Genomic DNA, 16,344 nt, shown 5'->3' on the forward strand with positions numbered 1-16,344 from the left:
TAGGTGTCTATATTTTTTTAAAGATAAGAAGAAAGGCATAAAAGCTTGCCTATTGTACTAGCTTAATATGGAGTTTTTATAAAATATTTTCAAAGATAATGCGGTATATGTAAGATTTTATCTATAGAAATATATAACTTTTTTAATATTTAAAATTTTAACTTTTTAAAATTTTAAAATGCTAATTAATTAATGAGAGTGAGGAGTTTAGAGCTTCAATACCTAGTGAAATATAAGGCATTGAGGGTATATGTAATACTATCAATTAAAAGCGTCAAGTAAGATTAATAAAAGTTATATTATAAATTAGTTTTAATTGTAATATATTTATAAATAGTATATTATTTCTTTAATAGTTAAGTAATTAACTATTAATATAAAGAACAGATTGTTTGGAGGTATATTAATGAAAAATATACGAAAGATTGTGAGTGTGGCATTAGTAACTATAATGACTCTTAGCTTTGTTGGGTGTAATAGTTCTACATCAACAGATTCTAATATTGAAAGTGATAATGCAGAAATTTCTGTGCAAGTTAGTGAGGATTTAGTTGAAAATGCTAAAACCTTTATAAACTATTTTAAAAATTATAATAGCGATGGAATGTATGCTATGACCTCAGAAGATTTTAAAGCAGTAGTTGACAAGGAGAAAATGAAAAAACAAAATAAATCTTTAAATAAACAATTAGGGAAGCTTCAAAGCTATGATAACTTTAGAGTGGTTTTAGACTCTGGTTATAAAAGTGTATTAGTATATTCTGAGTTTGAAAAAGGAACTTATGATTTGAAAATTTCATTTACTGAAGATAATAAATCTATAGAAGGGTATTCACTTCAAGAATCTGTAATAGAAGGTGAAAAGGCTGATGCCAAGGAATATAAGGGAGAAGCTGTTACCTTTGGAGATGAAAAATATAAATCTAATGGGACTCTATTAGTACCTAAAAATGCAGAAACAAAAGCCCCAGCAGTGGTGTTGGTTCACGGATCAGGTCCTAATGACAGGGATGAGACTATCAATGGCATAAATAAACCTTTTAAAGATATAGCTGAAGGTTTAGCCGAGAATGGTATAGCTGTTCTTAGATATGATAAAAGAACCTACACCTATGGCACTGATCTAAGCCAGAAAGAAATTGAAGACATAACTCCAGAATTTGAAATTCTAGACGATGTAGCTGCAGCTGTTGATTATTTGAAATCAAGGGATGAAATAGACCAAGAGAATATATTTGTGTTAGGGCATAGTTTGTCTGGATATTTTTTACCTTTAATATATGATAAAGCACCATCAGTTAAAGGTGGTATATCTTTAGCTGGAACCATAGCAGTGCCATTTGAGGATTTAATGAAGGAGCAATATGATTATCTAGCAAACTATGATGGAAAAGTTGTAGATGAAGAGGAGACTGCCTTAGAAGAATTTAATGAATCTTATAACTTAGTAAAGGATCTTAAGAGTGGAAAAGCTGTTGATGATAAACTTATTTTAGGCATGGGTCAAACGTATTGGAACTTTCTAAATAATTATAATGGATTGGATCAGTGGGATAAAATATCAAAACCTACGTTAGTACTTCAAGGAGAACGCGATTATCAATTACCAATGGAAAACTTTGAAACTTATAAAAATAAACTAGCTGATAAAAATAATTTTGTATTTGAAAGTTATAAGAAGTTATCTCACATATTTATGAAGGCTGACTCAAAGCCATCTCCTGGAGATTATACTATTCAAAAGAAGGTGGATGATGTTGTAATAAAAGATATTTCTAGTTGGATTAAGGGAGAATAGATGAGTAATATTTAGATGATATTGACTTATTTGTTTAAACCTCTTATAATTAGGATGAAAATTAAATAGTATTTTAGGTGCTTTTTAAAAAGTGAAAAGGGAATATGGTTAGAGTCCATAGCAGCCCCCGCTACTGTAAATGATGACGACCCTCAAAACACCACTCTTGATAGGGGAAGGTGAGGTTAGAATGATTCATAAGCCAGGAGACCTGCCTAAATGTGAGCTTTCGGAGGGAAATGAGCTATTTTAGTGACTAAGTTAATATATAAGCAAAATGAAAAATCTTTATAAGTTTTATTTTACTTATATTTAAGCTTATATTCTTATTTTACTAAAGTGGAATTTTTTATTTAATTGGGCAAGGGAGCTTTTCTTCCTTGCTTTTTATTTTATTCAAATAGAAAGAAGGTATAATAAATGGCTAAAATAATGATTCAAGGTACAGCCTCATCTGTAGGAAAAAGTATACTAGTTACTGCCCTATGTAGAATATTTAAGCAAGATGGATATTTGGTATGTCCATATAAATCACAAAACATGTCCCTTAACTCATATATAACACTAGATGGAAAAGAAATGGGACGTGCTCAGGTACTACAAGCTTATGCTGCAGGATTAGAACCACAGGTGTATATGAATCCTATTCTATTAAAACCTACTACAGATAAAAACTGTCAAATAATTTTTAATGGAGAAGTCTATGGTTATTCTAATGCGAAGGAGTATCATAATTTAAAAGTTAAATTCAAGGATGATTTGAAATCTGCATTTGAAGAGCTAGAAAATCAATTTGATATTATTGTTATGGAAGGTGCAGGAAGCCCAGCAGAAATAAATTTAAGAGATAATGATATTGTTAACATGGGAATGGCAGAATTAGTAGATGCTCCTGTTTTACTTGTAGGGGATATTGATAAGGGCGGAGTATTTGCTTCTTTATTAGGTACTATTATGTTACTTAGCGATGAAGAGAAAAATAGAGTTAAAGGCACTATTATAAATAAATTTAGAGGAGATATCTCACTACTTAAATCAGGGGTTGATAGCTTAGAGGAGTTAACTCATAAGGATTGTTTTGGGGTTGTTCCATATTTTAAATTAGATTTAGAGGATGAAGATGGAGCAGTTGAGCTTAACAAGAATATTACAGATAAAATAGATGTAGCTATTATAAAATTGCCTCATATATCAAACTTTACTGACTTTGATGCTTTAGCTATGGAGCCAGATGTATCTGTAAGGTATGTGGAAACTGTAAATGAATTTAAAAATCCTGACTTAGTTATAATACCTGGAACTAAAAATACCTTAGGTGATTTGGAGTATTTAAAAAGTTCAGGATTATATAACAAAATCAAAGAATATGAAAGCAATGGCAAAATTATAGGTATATGTGGTGGTTATCAAATGTTAGGTAAAATATTAGAGGATCCTTATGGGGTTGAAACTTCATTAGAATCTATGGAGGGATTAAATCTTTTACCTATAAGGACAGTATTTGAGGAGAGAAAGGTTACTACTAGAGTTAATGGTATCATAGAAAAAGATTTAATAAATAATGATAAAACTTTAAATATATATGGATATGAAATACACATGGGAAAAACTACACTTATAGATGAGGGTAAAAATCTTATTATTATAAATAAAAGCAACAACCAAGAGACTCATCATTTAGATGGAGTAGTAAATAATAAAGGAAATGTAATTGGAACTTACATTCATGGTATTTTTGATGGTGTTGAATTTAGACAACATATTATTAATGAGTTAAGAAGAAATAAAGGTATTGGAGAAAAAGTTTCTAAACCTTATGAACATCTAAGAGAAAAGGAATTGGATAAATTAGCTGACTTAGTAAGAGAGGCTATAGATATGGATAAAGTTTATAAAATAATGGGCTTAAATAGATAACGGGAGATATTATTATGATTAATTTTCACATATCTTTAAATATATTTTGTGTATTTTTAGCAGTTATTTTAGATTTTATTTTAGGCGATCCTAATTGGTTACCACATCCTATTATATATATAGGAAAACTTATTGGTTCCTTAGAAAAATGGTTAAGAAAACACTTTCCAAATAATGAGAAATTAAAGTGGGCTTCTTTATTTATGGTATTTATAGTGTATATAACAACATACGTTATTCCCTATGTATTACTTAGATTTGCAATAATAAATAATATTGTTTTTATTATTGTTAATACCTTAATAATATGGACAACGCTTGCAGCTAAAAGTCTTCACTTAGCAGGAATTGAAGTTTATAATGCCCTTGCTAAAGATGATATAGAAGAGGGAAGAGTTAAACTTTCATATATTGTGGGACGAGATACCACATCTCTAAGTGAAGATGAAATAATTCGAGGAGATGTAGAAACTATAGCTGAAAATACTTCTGATGGTATAATTGCACCTATAATGTATGCTATCATAGGTGGAGCTCCGTTTGCTATGATGTATAAGGGAATTAATACTATGGATTCTATGGTAGGATACTTAAATGAAAAGTACAAGAATATAGGTTTTTTCCCAGCAAATATAGATGATATATTTAATTTTATTCCTGCTAGGTTAACAGGAATACTAATGTGCCTTACAGCATGGATAGTTAATGGAAGTATAATTAAATCCTTTAAGATTATGGTGAGAGACAGAAAGAATCATAAAAGTCCAAACTGTGCTTATCCTGAAGGGGCTACCGCTGGAGCCCTAAATATTCAATTAGGTGGTACTAATACTTATTTTGGAGAAGTGGTAGAGAAACCAACCATTGGGGATTCCGTAATACCTTTAAGTTATATTCATATAAAGAAATCTATAATATTAATGTATAGTAGTGAAATTTTATTAGTAATTTTAAGTTTAGCATCTTTAGTTATATTTTATTAACGATGATTACTTATAACTTACACATATTAGAATGAAAGGTGGCATATATCTATTTTGAAACATGGAGGAGATATATATACTGAAGGTACTTTAATAGGAAGAACGCTTCTAGACTTTAGTTCCAATGTAAATCCTATACCTATATCAGAAAAATTTAAAAATAATATAGGAGAAGCTTTGGGAAAAGTACCACTGTATCCAGACATAAAATATAGAGAATTAAAAAATAATCTGTTGAACTATTTATTTAAAAGTGATGAGTATTTTAATGGAAATGGGTATAAAGAAGATTATTTTAAAAGTATAGGCATTAACAACATCATAGTAGGAAATGGAGCGGCTGAAATTTTAGATTTGGTAATAAGCTACCTAAAATCTATAACTATAGTAGTTCCATCATTTGTAGAATATGATGACTTTAGTAAAAAACATAAATTGAGTATTAATTATTCTTTCTTAAATGAGTCTATGGAATATGATTATGAAGATATATTTGCTAAGTTACAAGATACGGAAGGCTTAATAATAGCCAATCCCAATAATCCTAATGGCTGTATTATTAATCATGAGAAGTTCAAAAAAATATTGAATTATTGTGAAGCTAATAATAAATTAGTAATTGTAGATGAAGCTTTTATAGAGTTTATATTGGACAATAATAAGAGTATAATTAATTGTATAAATAGTTATAGTTGCATTGTAGTAGTTAGAGCTATAACAAAATTCTTCTCTATGGCAGGTATTCGTTTTGGTTATGCTATAAGTAGAAATAATAGATTATTAGAATTTATTCAGCAAAATCAAAATCCTTGGACAGTAAATTGTTTTGCAGAAGTTGCTGTTAAGTATGCTTTATTTGATGAAGAATTTATAAATAAAAGTAAAAGCTGGTTAATATGTGAAAGAGACTTTATGAGAAGTCAACTGAACACAATAGATTTTATTGAAAAAGTTTATGAAAGTAATGGTAATTATTTTCTTTGTAAAATTAAAGGAATTACTAGTTCAGAACTTTTAAAAGAACTTATGAAAAAGAAAATTTTGATTAGAAATTGTAATAATTATATTGGTCTTGATGATAGCTTTGTTAGAATAGCTATAAAAACTAGAGATATGAATGAAACTATTATAAGTGCTTTAGTCGAAATTAATAGTTCACTGAAAATATTTAAATAAAGGATAGGGTTTTCATGGATAGTTTTAATAATTCTGTGTTTATTTCATTAAATGGGATGAATACTAAAGTTTTAATATTAGGTGGCGGAAATGGTGCTTTAATAAAAACAAAAACCTTATTAGATAATGGATTTATAGTTCATTGTATATCAAAAGAGTTTACTGCAAAATTTAAAGAATTAGATTACACTTATCCGAACTTAAAACTTCTTTATAATCCTTTTACTAATGAGTTATTGGATGATTATCATTTAATTGTGATTTGTACAAGTGATGAGAAATTCAATGATAGTATTAGGAGTATATGTGATAGTAAAAATAAAATTTTTATTGATACTACAATACCTGAAAATTCTAAAGCAATTCTTTGTGCTACAAGAAGAAGCAAAAATATAGCTTTAGGAATTCGAATAAATGGAAAAAATCCTAAGGCATCAGTATTCTTATGTAATAAGGGAAAAGAATATCTTAAAGAATTTGATAATTATATAGAATTTATAACTCATATTAGAAATAATGTAACAAATTTTAATAATAAAAATGAAATTCTAAATTTTGTATGTTCTGAAGATTTTCTTTTCTTCTTTAATAAAGGTTGTCATATTCATATTTTAGAGTTGTTTTATCCGGAACTAATAGATAATTAAGTATAGACTTAAGTTTATATTATGAATGGAGGAGTATAATTGAATTTAAAATTAGCCACAAGAAAAAGCAAACTTGCTCAAGTTCAAACGGATTATGTGATGAATTTAGTTGAGAAACTACACCATGTAAAATGTGAAAAGGTTCTTACAGATACCTTAGGAGATAGAAGACTTGATGTAACATTAGATAAAATTGGTGGAAAGGGAGTATTTATAAAGGAATTAGAGAAGTTAATAATCGATGGAACAGCACATGGTGGAGTCCACAGTATGAAGGATGTACCTTATGAGTTACCAGAAGGATTCTCCATTGCTGCTATGCCAATAAGAGAAGATGTAAGGGATGCTTTTGTATCAATGAATGGAGTTTCATTTTTTGATTTGCCTAAAGGTGCTAGAGTTGGTACTAGTAGTAAAAGACGAAGTGAACAAATTCTACTTTTAAGACCAGATATTGAAATCGTTCCGGTAAGAGGTAATGTGCAAACAAGGATTGATAAAATTAAAAATGAGAATTTAGATGGTATAGTGCTAGCTGCTGCTGGTCTGAAAAGATTAGGACTAGAAGAAATCATTACTAATTATTTTGAGGTAAATGAAATTGTTCCTGCCATTGCACAAGGAGCTCTAGGAATAGAAGTTTATGAAAACTGTGAATATGCAGAGGTATTAAAAGCTTTAGATAATGAGCAAGTTAGAGTTTGTGTAGAAGCTGAAAGAAGCTTTATGAGAGAATTAAAGGGTGATTGTCATTCTACCATTGGAGCATATGCAACTATAGAAGATGATGTAATGACCATTATGGGTATATATGAGGTTAATGGTAAATTAGTAAAAGACACTGTAGTTGGAAAGAAGGAAGACTACTTAAACTTAGGAAAAAAATTATCACAAAATATCTTAAATAAATAGATATAAAATAGGAGGGTGTATGGGAAAGGTTTATTTAATTGGCGGTGGTCCAGGATCACCAGACTTAATAACATTAAGGGCTGTAAAGGCTTTGAAAGAATGTACAGCTATACTTTACGATAGATTATCTGGTTCTGAGATATTAAAATATGTAAATGAAGATGCAAAGCTTTATTATTGTGGAAAAGAACCAGGATGCCACTATAAAACACAAGAAGAAATTAATGAGACGTTAGTTAAATTGGCTAAGGAAGGCCATATTGTTGGAAGAATTAAAGGTGGAGATCCATATATCTTTGGTCGTGGTGGAGAAGAAGCTTTAGCTCTTATAGATGAGAACATTGATTTTGAAGTGGTACCTGGAATAACTTCACCTATTGCAGCACTTAATTATGGTGGTATACCTGTAACACATAGAAAGATTGCTCAAAGTTTCCATGTATTTACGGCTAAAAGTGCTGCTAGTTTAAATTTAGATTTTGACACTATAGCTAAATTAAAAGGCACCTTGATTTTTATGATGGGGTACGAACAATTAGAAAGTATTTGCAATGGTCTTATTACTGCTGGATTGAGTGAGGATACTCCGGCAGCTCTTGTAATGAGTGGGACTACATCTAAACAAAAGAAAGCCGTAGGAACTTTAAAAGACATAACTAGAATAGCAAAAGAAAGGGGCATTTCAAATCCATCCATCATTGTGGTGGGACAAGTAGTTAATTTTAATGATAAGTTAAACTGGTTTGAGAAATTGCCTCTATTCGGAAGAAATATTTGTATAACTAGAAGTAGAGCTCAAAGTAAGGAAATTTGTGATGAGCTTTCTAAATTAGGAGCGTCTGTTACAGAGATAAATTCTATAGCAATAGAAGCTAATCTTGAAAGTATTAAAGGGATAGAAAATAAACTAGAGGATTATAAATACATACTATTAACTAGTATAAACGGAGTTGAAATGTTATTTAATGCATTAGCTCATAATGATATAGACATAAGAAGAATTAAAGGAGACTTTATTTCTATAGGGGATGCTACTACCAAAGCCTTAAAAGCTAAAGGAATAATTCCTAGCTTAACAGCAAAGGAATTTACTGGTGAAGGATTATTTAAAGCTATAGAGCCAAGGATTTCTTCAGGAGATAAAATATTAATTCCACGTTCTAAGAAGGGAAGAGATTATATTGTGAAGGAGCTTCGCAATCTTGGAGCTGAGGTAGATGATATACCAGTTTATGATACAGTTGTTGGTGAAAATCATAATTTAATTTCCTTTGACAATTGTGATACAGTAGTATTTACTAGTCCAACTACTGTAGAAAATATGATTACTTTAGTTGGTATAGATAAAATTAGAGAAAAATCAATTATATCAATAGGGCCTATTACTTCAAAGGCTTTAGATCGCCATCAATTACCATATATGGAATGTGATAGAATTGGTAATCAAGGTATTATAGATACCTTACTTAAATAAATTATTTTAAAGTATTGAAAGGTAGGTGTATCATGGCCTTATTATCATTGAAGGGCTGTGTTTATTATGTTCAAAAGATATAGAAGATTAAGAGAAACTAGTGCAATAAGAGATATGGTACGTGAGACTGTTTTAAATAGCAATGATTTCATATACCCAATCTTTGTAGTAGAAGGTGAAAATATTAAAAAAGAAATTCCTTCTTTAGTAGGTAATTATCATTGGTCATTGGATAGATTACCTGAAGTTATAGATGAAGTTATCAAAACAGGAGTAAAAGGTATAATTTTATTTGGGATTCCAGATGAAAAAGATGAAATTGCATCTTCAGCTTTCCGTGAAGATGGTATTGTTCAAAGAGCAATAAGAAAAGTTAAAGAAATATCTAAGGATTTATTTGTTATTACAGATGTATGTATGTGCCAATACACTTGTCATGGACATTGTGGAATAATTAAGAATGAAAGAATAGATAATGATGAAACTTTAAAGTATTTAGCTAAAATTGCTCTTTCCCATGCTAAAGCTGGAGCTGACATGGTTGCGCCTTCTGATGCGATGGATGGTAGAGTTAAGATTATAAGAGATATATTAGATGAAAATGGATTTGAGCATATAGCTATAATGAGTTATAGCGCTAAATATAGTTCTGCTATGTATGGTCCATTTAGAGAAGCTGCAAATTCAACTCCTCAATTTGGGGATAGAAATAGCTATCAAATGGATCCTGCCAATGGAAGAGAATCTATGAGAGAAATTGCTGCAGATATTGAAGAAGGTGCAGATATAGTAATGGTTAAACCAGCTATACTATACTTAGACATAATAAAAGAGGCTAGTATGACATTTAATATGCCTATAGCAGCTTACAATGTTAGTGGAGAATATGCTATGATTAAAACTGCTGGTGCAAATGGATTAATTGATGAAAAAAGAGCTGCCCTTGAAATGCTAACTTCAATAAAAAGAGCCGGTGCTAAATTAATTATTACTTACTATGCATTAGAAGCAAGTAAATGGATTAAAGAATAGTAAATTTAATAAGCTTAATTAAAAACCCATTGTAATAAAACAGTGGGTTTTTAAAATATCCAAGAAGTTTACGAAGGAATTACATTATATAACATTTGGTATAATGAATAATTTGAAAACAAAGTTCACATTTATAAATTATAACATTGAATATATAGACTTTTAGCAGTATAATATGGTTAGATATTTATTAGTAAAAATAGGGGTGAATATTGATGAATGTTAAAGAAAAAATTGAAAGTCTTAGAGCGGCTATGAAAGAAAATAAATTATCAGCTTATATTATTCCTAGCTTTGATTCTCATCAAAGTGAATATGTAGCTGAATACTTCAAAGCTAGAGCATGGATTTCTGGTTTTACAGGTTCAGCAGGAACTGTAGTTGTGACTCTTAACAGAGCTATATTATGGGCAGATGGTCGTTATTATATTCAAGCCGAAAAACAATTAACTGGTAGTGGTATAGAACTTTTCAAAATGGGACAGCCTAAAATACCTACTTATACAGAGTTTCTTAAGGAAGAACTTAATCCAGGAGATGTAGTTGGATTTGATGGAACTGTAATGCCTATTAGTATATTTAAAACTATGAAAGAGACATTTAAAAGCAAAAATATAGATATAAATCCTAATAAAGATTTAATATCTCCAATTTGGGTTGATAGACCAAACATGCCAAATACAAAGGTATTTCTTCATGATGTTAAATTTGCAGGAAAATCGGCAACAGAGAAACTTGGAGCTGTTAGAGAAAAAATGAAGGCAATAGGTGCTGAGTATTATATACTAAGTTCTTTAGATGATATCGCATGGACATTAAATATTAGAGGAAATGATGTAGAAAGCAGTCCTGTAACAATAGCTTATTTATTGATTAGTATGAATTCTGCAAAGCTTTTTATTGACAATAATAAATTAAATGATGAAGTTATAGATAATTTAAAATCTTCTTCTGTAGACTTATCAGAATATAATGAAATATATAAAAGATTAAGTGAGCTCCAAGATACGTCTATATTATTCGATCCAAATAAAACAAATGTAAAAATACTTACTTCATTAAAAGATTCTATTTCTAAGATTGAAAAGAGAAATATAACTACAGATTTAAAAGCCATAAAAAATGAAGTAGAAAGAAGCAACTTTAGAAATTGTACTATAAAAGATGGAGTTGCTATGGTTAAGTTTATAAAGTACTTAAAAGAAAATATAGGAAAAAAAGAGATATCTGAGATGTCAGCTACAGGCACATTGACTAAATTAAGGAGTGAACAAGAGTACTTTGTTGAACCAAGCTTTTCCACTATAGCTGCCTATAAAGAACATGCTGCTATGATGCATTATTTTGCAACACCAGAAAGTAATTATGTTTTAAAACCACAAGGGTTATTCCTAATAGATTCAGGTGGACAGTATTACGATGGAACTACAGATATAACAAGAACTATAGTTCTTGGTGACTTAACTGAAGAAGAAAGAAAAGATTTTACCCTTGTAGTTAAGAGCAATTTAGCTTTAACTATGGCGAAATTTTTATATGGTGCTACAGGATCTAACTTAGATATTATTGCGAGAACACCACTTTGGGAAGCCGGAATAGATTATAAATGTGGAACAGGACATGGAGTTGGATTTTTCCTTAATGTTCATGAAGGGCCTCAAGGATTCGCTCAAGTTCCTAATACTGTAGTTCTAGAAGAAGGTATGAATATAACTAATGAGCCAGGGGTATATAAAGAAGGAAAACATGGCATTAGAATAGAGAATTTGTTATTTGTTTCTAAGGATAGTGAAACAGAATATGGAGGACAATTTATGAAGTTCGATGTAGCTACTTATTGCCCTATAGATTTGAATGGTATAATGGTGGATATGCTTACTGAAAAGGAAAGATTATTCTTAAATAATTATCATAAGGAAGTATATAATATTCTATCACCTTATCTAAATGTTGAAGAAAAAGAATTCTTAAAGAAAGAAACTAGAGAAATATAGATAAAATAAACTTTAAGAAGTTACATTTCTTATAGCCACAAATTTGTATTATAAAATATTAAATACATTAAACTAAAAATCATCCCTGATATTAGGGATGATTTTTAGTTTAGTATTATAACATTTTAAATAGTCCTGATATTATAATTAATAACATACCTATAAACAAATAACTGGGCATATTAGAATTACGATTCATGGCCATACCTCCAAACTTAATATTGCCTATATGTACACTTATAATATATATGCTTTAGGTAACAAAAAAATGCCTAATTAAATATAAGAAAAAAATATAATATTTTACTGCAATGTGATATAATTATACTTAGTACACATGCATATAATATTTTATAGATGTTTATTAATATTATTCGAATTGAGAGGTGATATTTAATGGGATTAAACTGGATTTGGTTTGGATTACTTATCTTTGTAATAGTTATAGATATAACTACAAGTAATTTTACCTTCTCATGGCTGGGGATAGGATTTATTCCTGCTTTTATAGCTGGATACTTTGTGGATTTTACTACTCAAATATGGATTGCTTTAATAATAGGCACAATAGCAATTATATTTGGATTAAAAGTATCTAAAAAATATATTCATGGAAATATACCAAATGAGAAACCATTAGTTAGTAAGTATGAAGATAGAGAATTTACATCTGATGTTAGATTAGAGAGTAATAAAGAATGCAGAATAAAAGTTAATGAAGTTTACTGGACAGCTAAAAACACAGGTGAAGATATAAATATTGGTGATACTTTTAAGGTGTTAAAAATTGAAAATAATAAATTATTAATTAAAAAGGAGTGATTTGAATGGGATTAGTGGTTGGTATTTTAGTTATACTATTTGTAGCTCTAGTAATCATAATTTCATCAGTTAAAGTAGTCAATACCGGTTACAACTATGTCATGGAAAGGTTTGGTCAGTTTTATAAAATTCTAGAACCTGGCTGGCATTTAACAATTCCTTTTGTGGATTTTATCAGAAAGAAGGTTTCCGTTAAACAACAAATACTTGATATTGCACCACAAAATGTAATAACTAAAGATAACGTTAATATCTCTGTAGACAATGTTATATTCTATCAAGTTTTAAATGCAAAGGATGCTGTTTACAACATAGAAAGCTATGTTCAAGGTATAATGTATTCAACTATAACTAACATGAGAAATATACTAGGTGATATGACTCTAGATGAAGTGCTAGCGGGAAGAGACTTAATAAACTCAAAGCTATTACAAATTGTTGATAATATTACTGATGCTTATGGAATAAAGATATTATCTGTAGAGATTAAAAATATTGTTCCACCTACTGAAATTCAACAGGCAATGGAAAAACAAATGAGAGCTGAAAGAGATAAAAGAGCGATGATTCTTCAAGCTGAAGGCTTAAGACAATCACAAATTGAAAAAGCAGAAGGAGAAAAGAGAGGACTAATACTTGGTGCTGAAGCAGAAAAAGAAGCTAATATTAGAAGAGCAGAAGGATTAAAAGAATCTCAATTACTTGAAGCAGAAGGTAAAGCTAACGCAATCACAAGAATTGCAGAAGCAGAAGCGGAAGCTATAAAAAAAGTAAATGAAGCTATTATTCAATCTGGAACCAATGAAACTGTTATAGCTTTAAAACAAGTTGAAGCACTTAAAGAAATGGCTAATAATCCAGCTAATAAGCTTATACTACCAAATGAAACACTATCTTCTCTTGGAAGCATAGCAGCTATAGGTGAAATGCTTAAAAATAATAAATAATAAAATATCAGAGCATTAGGATATATCCTAATGCTTTGTTTTACATATAATATAATTACAACATTTATATTATAATGTTGTAATTCTTAAATAAATATTGTAAAAAGTCCTATATTATCATATACTCTTAATACTATATGTTGAGAGAATCCGTATAAGTATAAATATAATTTAAAGAGCAGGTGAAAATTTTATGAATAACTTAGAAATTGATTTAAACTTAATGCTAGAGCTTAGTTTATCGGAAACTAGAGGTGAAGGAGAATGTTATTTAAATTTAAATGATGGTGAATTTTCTTATATTCCTCAAAGTATTATAGAAGCATTAAAAGATGAGTCTAAATTTGATAAACTTGAAGGTTGGGAAAAAGAGTTAGCTATAGAGGCTGAAGATATTACTATGAACTATAGTGATAATTATCTCTACATTCCACTAATAGATGAAGTTATATTAGTTAGTGCTATGAAAAATTACTTAAACATTTTAAATCCTAATGATAAAAGTGAAATTTCAAATAAAGTCGATTGGTCTAATCCTCTATTAACTTTTAATAGAGTTTTAATAAATAAAGATAAGTTAGATGAATTTTATACATTTAGAGATGAATTTTTAATTAATTATCTAATAGATTGGTTAAAAGAAAAAAATATAAATGTGGCTAAATAGTTTTGGAGTATAAATAAAAGAGACATAGAATTTTATTATGAATTCTATGTCTTTAATTTTAATCTAAAAATGGAGTTTCTTTTTCTATATAAATCTTATGCCAAATTAAGAAAATAAGTATAGTCCAGATCTTTCTACTTAGGTCAAATGGACCTTTTCTATGATCTTCTACTAACTTAATAGCAGCTTCTTTATTTATAAACTCATCAGCATTACTGTTCTTTATTATGTCTATAGCCCATTGATAAAGTTCATCCTTAAGCCATAATCTTATTGGAACTGGATATCCAAGTTTTTTTCTATCTAGAGCAGTTAGGAATGGTAGCTCTGATTTAAAAGATTCTCTTAATAAGTATTTTGTTACATGACCATTGATCTTTTCATCAGCGGTAAGCTTTGAAGCAACTTTAAACACTTCTTTATCTAAAAATGGTACCCTAAGTTCTAAAGAATGAGCCATGGTCATTCTATCAGCTTTAACAAGGATATCTCCTGTTAACCAAGTATTAAAATCTACAAACTGCATTTGAGTAATAGGGTCATATTGAGCAGCTCTATCATAAATGTCATTCATAGCGCTCTTAATAGTATATTTTGAATCATACTTATTAAGTATTCCTTCTTTTTCAGCGTCTAAAAAGATTTTCGCATTACCTACATAACGTTCTCTCATTGGAGTACAGCCTCTTTCGAGAAAACTTTTTCCTTTTTTCCCTTCTGGCATATGAGAAGCACCTGCTTTTAAGGCATTTTTTAAGAAGCCAGGTATATAATCGAACATTTTTAATGAATTAGGTTCATGATATATAGTATATCCACCAAATACTTCGTCAGCACCTTCACCAGATAAAATAACTGTAACATGCTTAGCGGCTTCTTTAGCTATGAAATAAAGCGGTATAGCTGCAGGATCAGCTACTGGTTCATCCATATGCCAAATTATCTTAGGTAATTCATTAGCGAATTCTTCATAAGAAACTATCTTGCTTATATTTTCTAATCCTAGTTTATCTGCTGATTCTCTAGCTAAATCAATTTCACTATATCCATTTCTATCAAATCCTATAGTAAAGGTCTTTAAATCTGGCATGTGTTTTTTAGCTAAAGCAGTTACAACAGTGGAATCAATTCCACCTGACAAGAAGGATGCAACAGGTACCTCTGATTGCATATGTAGCTCAACAGAATCTTCTATGACCTTACGAATTTCTTCCATCTTTTCGTCCTTGGATCCTGGAGTAGGGTTAAACTTAATTGAATAATAGCAACTTATTTCATTAGTTTTACCTAATTCCTTCTTTATAATATGACCTGGTTTCAAAACTTTTATATCCTTTAATAAAGTTTTAGGTTCAGGCACAAATTGGAATGTAAGATAGTCATGAAGTGCTCCGTTATCAATATCAACACAAGCACTATCAGGATTAACATGGAAACTCTTAAGCTCTGAAGCTACATAAAGTCCAGTTTCATTTTCTGTGTAATAAAATGGCTTTATTCCAAAGGGATCTCTTCCACCTAAGAATACTTTTTTCTTTCTATCCCAAATAATAAAGGAGAACATTCCTCTAAGTTTTTCAACAAACTTATCTCCTAAGTGTGTATATAATGTAGCTATTACTTCTACCTCTGAGTTAGTAGTAAAATTATATCCTTCTCTTATTAATTCATCTCTTAAAGATATATAGTTATATATTTCTCCATTAAAAACTATTTCTAATTCATCCTTAAAAGAATAAGGTTGAATTCCATTAGCCAAATCTAGAATACTTAATCTTTTAAAACCTAAATAAACATTTTCGTCCATATACTCTCCATCTTGAGTTGGTCCTCTATGTTTAATAATTTGTCTCATATCACGAAGAGTTTCTTTCTTTTCTTCTAGTATTGTAGAGTTGCTAAAAAACGTTACAAATCCGCACATTGATAATCCTCCTTAGTGTTTATACACATAAACATATTTTACAACATATAT

The 16,344-nt window shown here is 29.5% G+C and carries 13 protein-coding genes and 1 riboswitch; of the genes, 12 read left to right on the forward strand and 1 reads right to left on the reverse strand.

All coding sequences use genetic code 11. The features are described 5' to 3' along the window. Positions 1 to 406: 406 nt before the first annotated feature. From B3W71_RS07335 to B3W71_RS07390, 12 genes are all read left to right on the forward strand, one after another. Positions 407 to 1,798, forward strand: coding sequence for an alpha/beta hydrolase (locus B3W71_RS07335; RefSeq protein ID WP_346888286.1), 1,392 nt, complete (start codon positions 407 to 409; stop codon positions 1,796 to 1,798). 58 nt (positions 1,799 to 1,856) lie between these two features. Then, positions 1,857 to 2,031: riboswitch (cobalamin riboswitch) on the forward strand. A gap of 187 nt (positions 2,032 to 2,218) precedes the next feature. Then, on the forward strand, positions 2,219 to 3,715 hold the full coding sequence (locus tag B3W71_RS07340) for a cobyric acid synthase (protein ID WP_346888287.1): 1,497 nt from the start codon (positions 2,219 to 2,221) through the stop codon (positions 3,713 to 3,715). 17 nt (positions 3,716 to 3,732) lie between these two features. Next, complete coding sequence (gene cbiB / locus B3W71_RS07345; RefSeq protein ID WP_346888553.1) at positions 3,733 to 4,698, forward strand: adenosylcobinamide-phosphate synthase CbiB; 966 nt, start codon at positions 3,733 to 3,735, stop codon at positions 4,696 to 4,698. A 54-nt stretch (positions 4,699 to 4,752) separates the two neighbouring features. Next, on the forward strand, positions 4,753 to 5,874 hold the full coding sequence (locus tag B3W71_RS07350; RefSeq protein ID WP_346888288.1) for a histidinol-phosphate transaminase: 1,122 nt from the start codon (positions 4,753 to 4,755) through the stop codon (positions 5,872 to 5,874). 14 nt (positions 5,875 to 5,888) lie between these two features. Beyond that, positions 5,889 to 6,521, forward strand: coding sequence for an NAD(P)-dependent oxidoreductase (locus B3W71_RS07355; protein WP_346888289.1), 633 nt, complete (start codon positions 5,889 to 5,891; stop codon positions 6,519 to 6,521). Between the two features lie 39 nt (positions 6,522 to 6,560). Further along, on the forward strand, positions 6,561 to 7,433 hold the full coding sequence (gene hemC, locus B3W71_RS07360) for a hydroxymethylbilane synthase (protein ID WP_346888290.1): 873 nt from the start codon (positions 6,561 to 6,563) through the stop codon (positions 7,431 to 7,433). A 19-nt stretch (positions 7,434 to 7,452) separates the two neighbouring features. Beyond that, positions 7,453 to 8,907, forward strand: coding sequence for a uroporphyrinogen-III C-methyltransferase (gene cobA, locus B3W71_RS07365; RefSeq protein WP_346888291.1), 1,455 nt, complete (start codon positions 7,453 to 7,455; stop codon positions 8,905 to 8,907). A 66-nt stretch (positions 8,908 to 8,973) separates the two neighbouring features. Then, the gene (gene hemB / locus B3W71_RS07370; RefSeq protein ID WP_346888292.1) at positions 8,974 to 9,939 is read left to right on the forward strand and encodes a porphobilinogen synthase; all 966 of its coding nucleotides are present in this window, start codon (positions 8,974 to 8,976) and stop codon (positions 9,937 to 9,939) included. A 215-nt stretch (positions 9,940 to 10,154) separates the two neighbouring features. Continuing rightward, positions 10,155 to 11,933 carry an aminopeptidase P family protein gene (locus B3W71_RS07375; RefSeq protein WP_346888293.1) on the forward strand — a complete coding sequence of 593 codons (1,779 nt, stop codon included), beginning with the start codon at positions 10,155 to 10,157 and terminating at the stop codon, positions 11,931 to 11,933. A gap of 396 nt (positions 11,934 to 12,329) precedes the next feature. Next, positions 12,330 to 12,755, forward strand: a complete 426-nt coding sequence (locus tag B3W71_RS07380; protein WP_346888294.1) for an NfeD family protein — start codon at positions 12,330 to 12,332, stop codon at positions 12,753 to 12,755. A 5-nt stretch (positions 12,756 to 12,760) separates the two neighbouring features. Next, positions 12,761 to 13,702 (forward strand): SPFH domain-containing protein, encoded by a 942-nt coding sequence (locus B3W71_RS07385; RefSeq protein ID WP_346888295.1) that lies wholly within the window; start codon positions 12,761 to 12,763, stop codon positions 13,700 to 13,702. A gap of 193 nt (positions 13,703 to 13,895) precedes the next feature. Beyond that, the gene (locus tag B3W71_RS07390) at positions 13,896 to 14,369 is read left to right on the forward strand and encodes a hypothetical protein (protein WP_346888296.1); all 474 of its coding nucleotides are present in this window, start codon (positions 13,896 to 13,898) and stop codon (positions 14,367 to 14,369) included. Between the two features lie 58 nt (positions 14,370 to 14,427). On the opposite strand, the gene asnB is transcribed toward B3W71_RS07390, so the two are convergent. Next, positions 14,428 to 16,293 (reverse strand): asparagine synthase (glutamine-hydrolyzing), encoded by a 1,866-nt coding sequence (asnB, locus tag B3W71_RS07395; RefSeq protein WP_346888297.1) that lies wholly within the window; start codon positions 16,291 to 16,293, stop codon positions 14,428 to 14,430. Positions 16,294 to 16,344 lie beyond the last annotated feature (51 nt).

Origin of the sequence: Clostridium sp. UBA1056 (assembly GCA_002316385.1) — a bacterium.
In the GTDB taxonomy this organism is placed as follows: Bacteria; Bacillota; Clostridia; order Clostridiales; family Clostridiaceae; genus Clostridium_J.

What these genes read in the sequence shown, in the direction of transcription:
- B3W71_RS07340 (WP_346888287.1), top strand. Translation starts at nt 2,219, where the DNA reads ATGGCTAAAATAATGATTCAAGGTACAGCCTCATCTGTAGGAAAAAGT.
- cobA (WP_346888291.1), top strand. Translation starts at nt 7,453, where the DNA reads ATGGGAAAGGTTTATTTAATTGGCGGTGGTCCAGGATCACCAGACTTA.
- B3W71_RS07335 (WP_346888286.1), top strand. Translation starts at nt 407, where the DNA reads ATGAAAAATATACGAAAGATTGTGAGTGTGGCATTAGTAACTATAATG.
- B3W71_RS07385 (WP_346888295.1), top strand. Translation starts at nt 12,761, where the DNA reads ATGGGATTAGTGGTTGGTATTTTAGTTATACTATTTGTAGCTCTAGTA.
- hemB (WP_346888292.1), top strand. Translation starts at nt 8,974, where the DNA reads ATGTTCAAAAGATATAGAAGATTAAGAGAAACTAGTGCAATAAGAGAT.
- B3W71_RS07390 (WP_346888296.1), top strand. Translation starts at nt 13,896, where the DNA reads ATGAATAACTTAGAAATTGATTTAAACTTAATGCTAGAGCTTAGTTTA.
- B3W71_RS07380 (WP_346888294.1), top strand. Translation starts at nt 12,330, where the DNA reads ATGGGATTAAACTGGATTTGGTTTGGATTACTTATCTTTGTAATAGTT.
- asnB (WP_346888297.1), bottom strand. Translation starts at nt 16,293, where the DNA reads ATGTGCGGATTTGTAACGTTTTTTAGCAACTCTACAATACTAGAAGAA.
- B3W71_RS07355 (WP_346888289.1), top strand. Translation starts at nt 5,889, where the DNA reads ATGGATAGTTTTAATAATTCTGTGTTTATTTCATTAAATGGGATGAAT.
- B3W71_RS07375 (WP_346888293.1), top strand. Translation starts at nt 10,155, where the DNA reads ATGAATGTTAAAGAAAAAATTGAAAGTCTTAGAGCGGCTATGAAAGAA.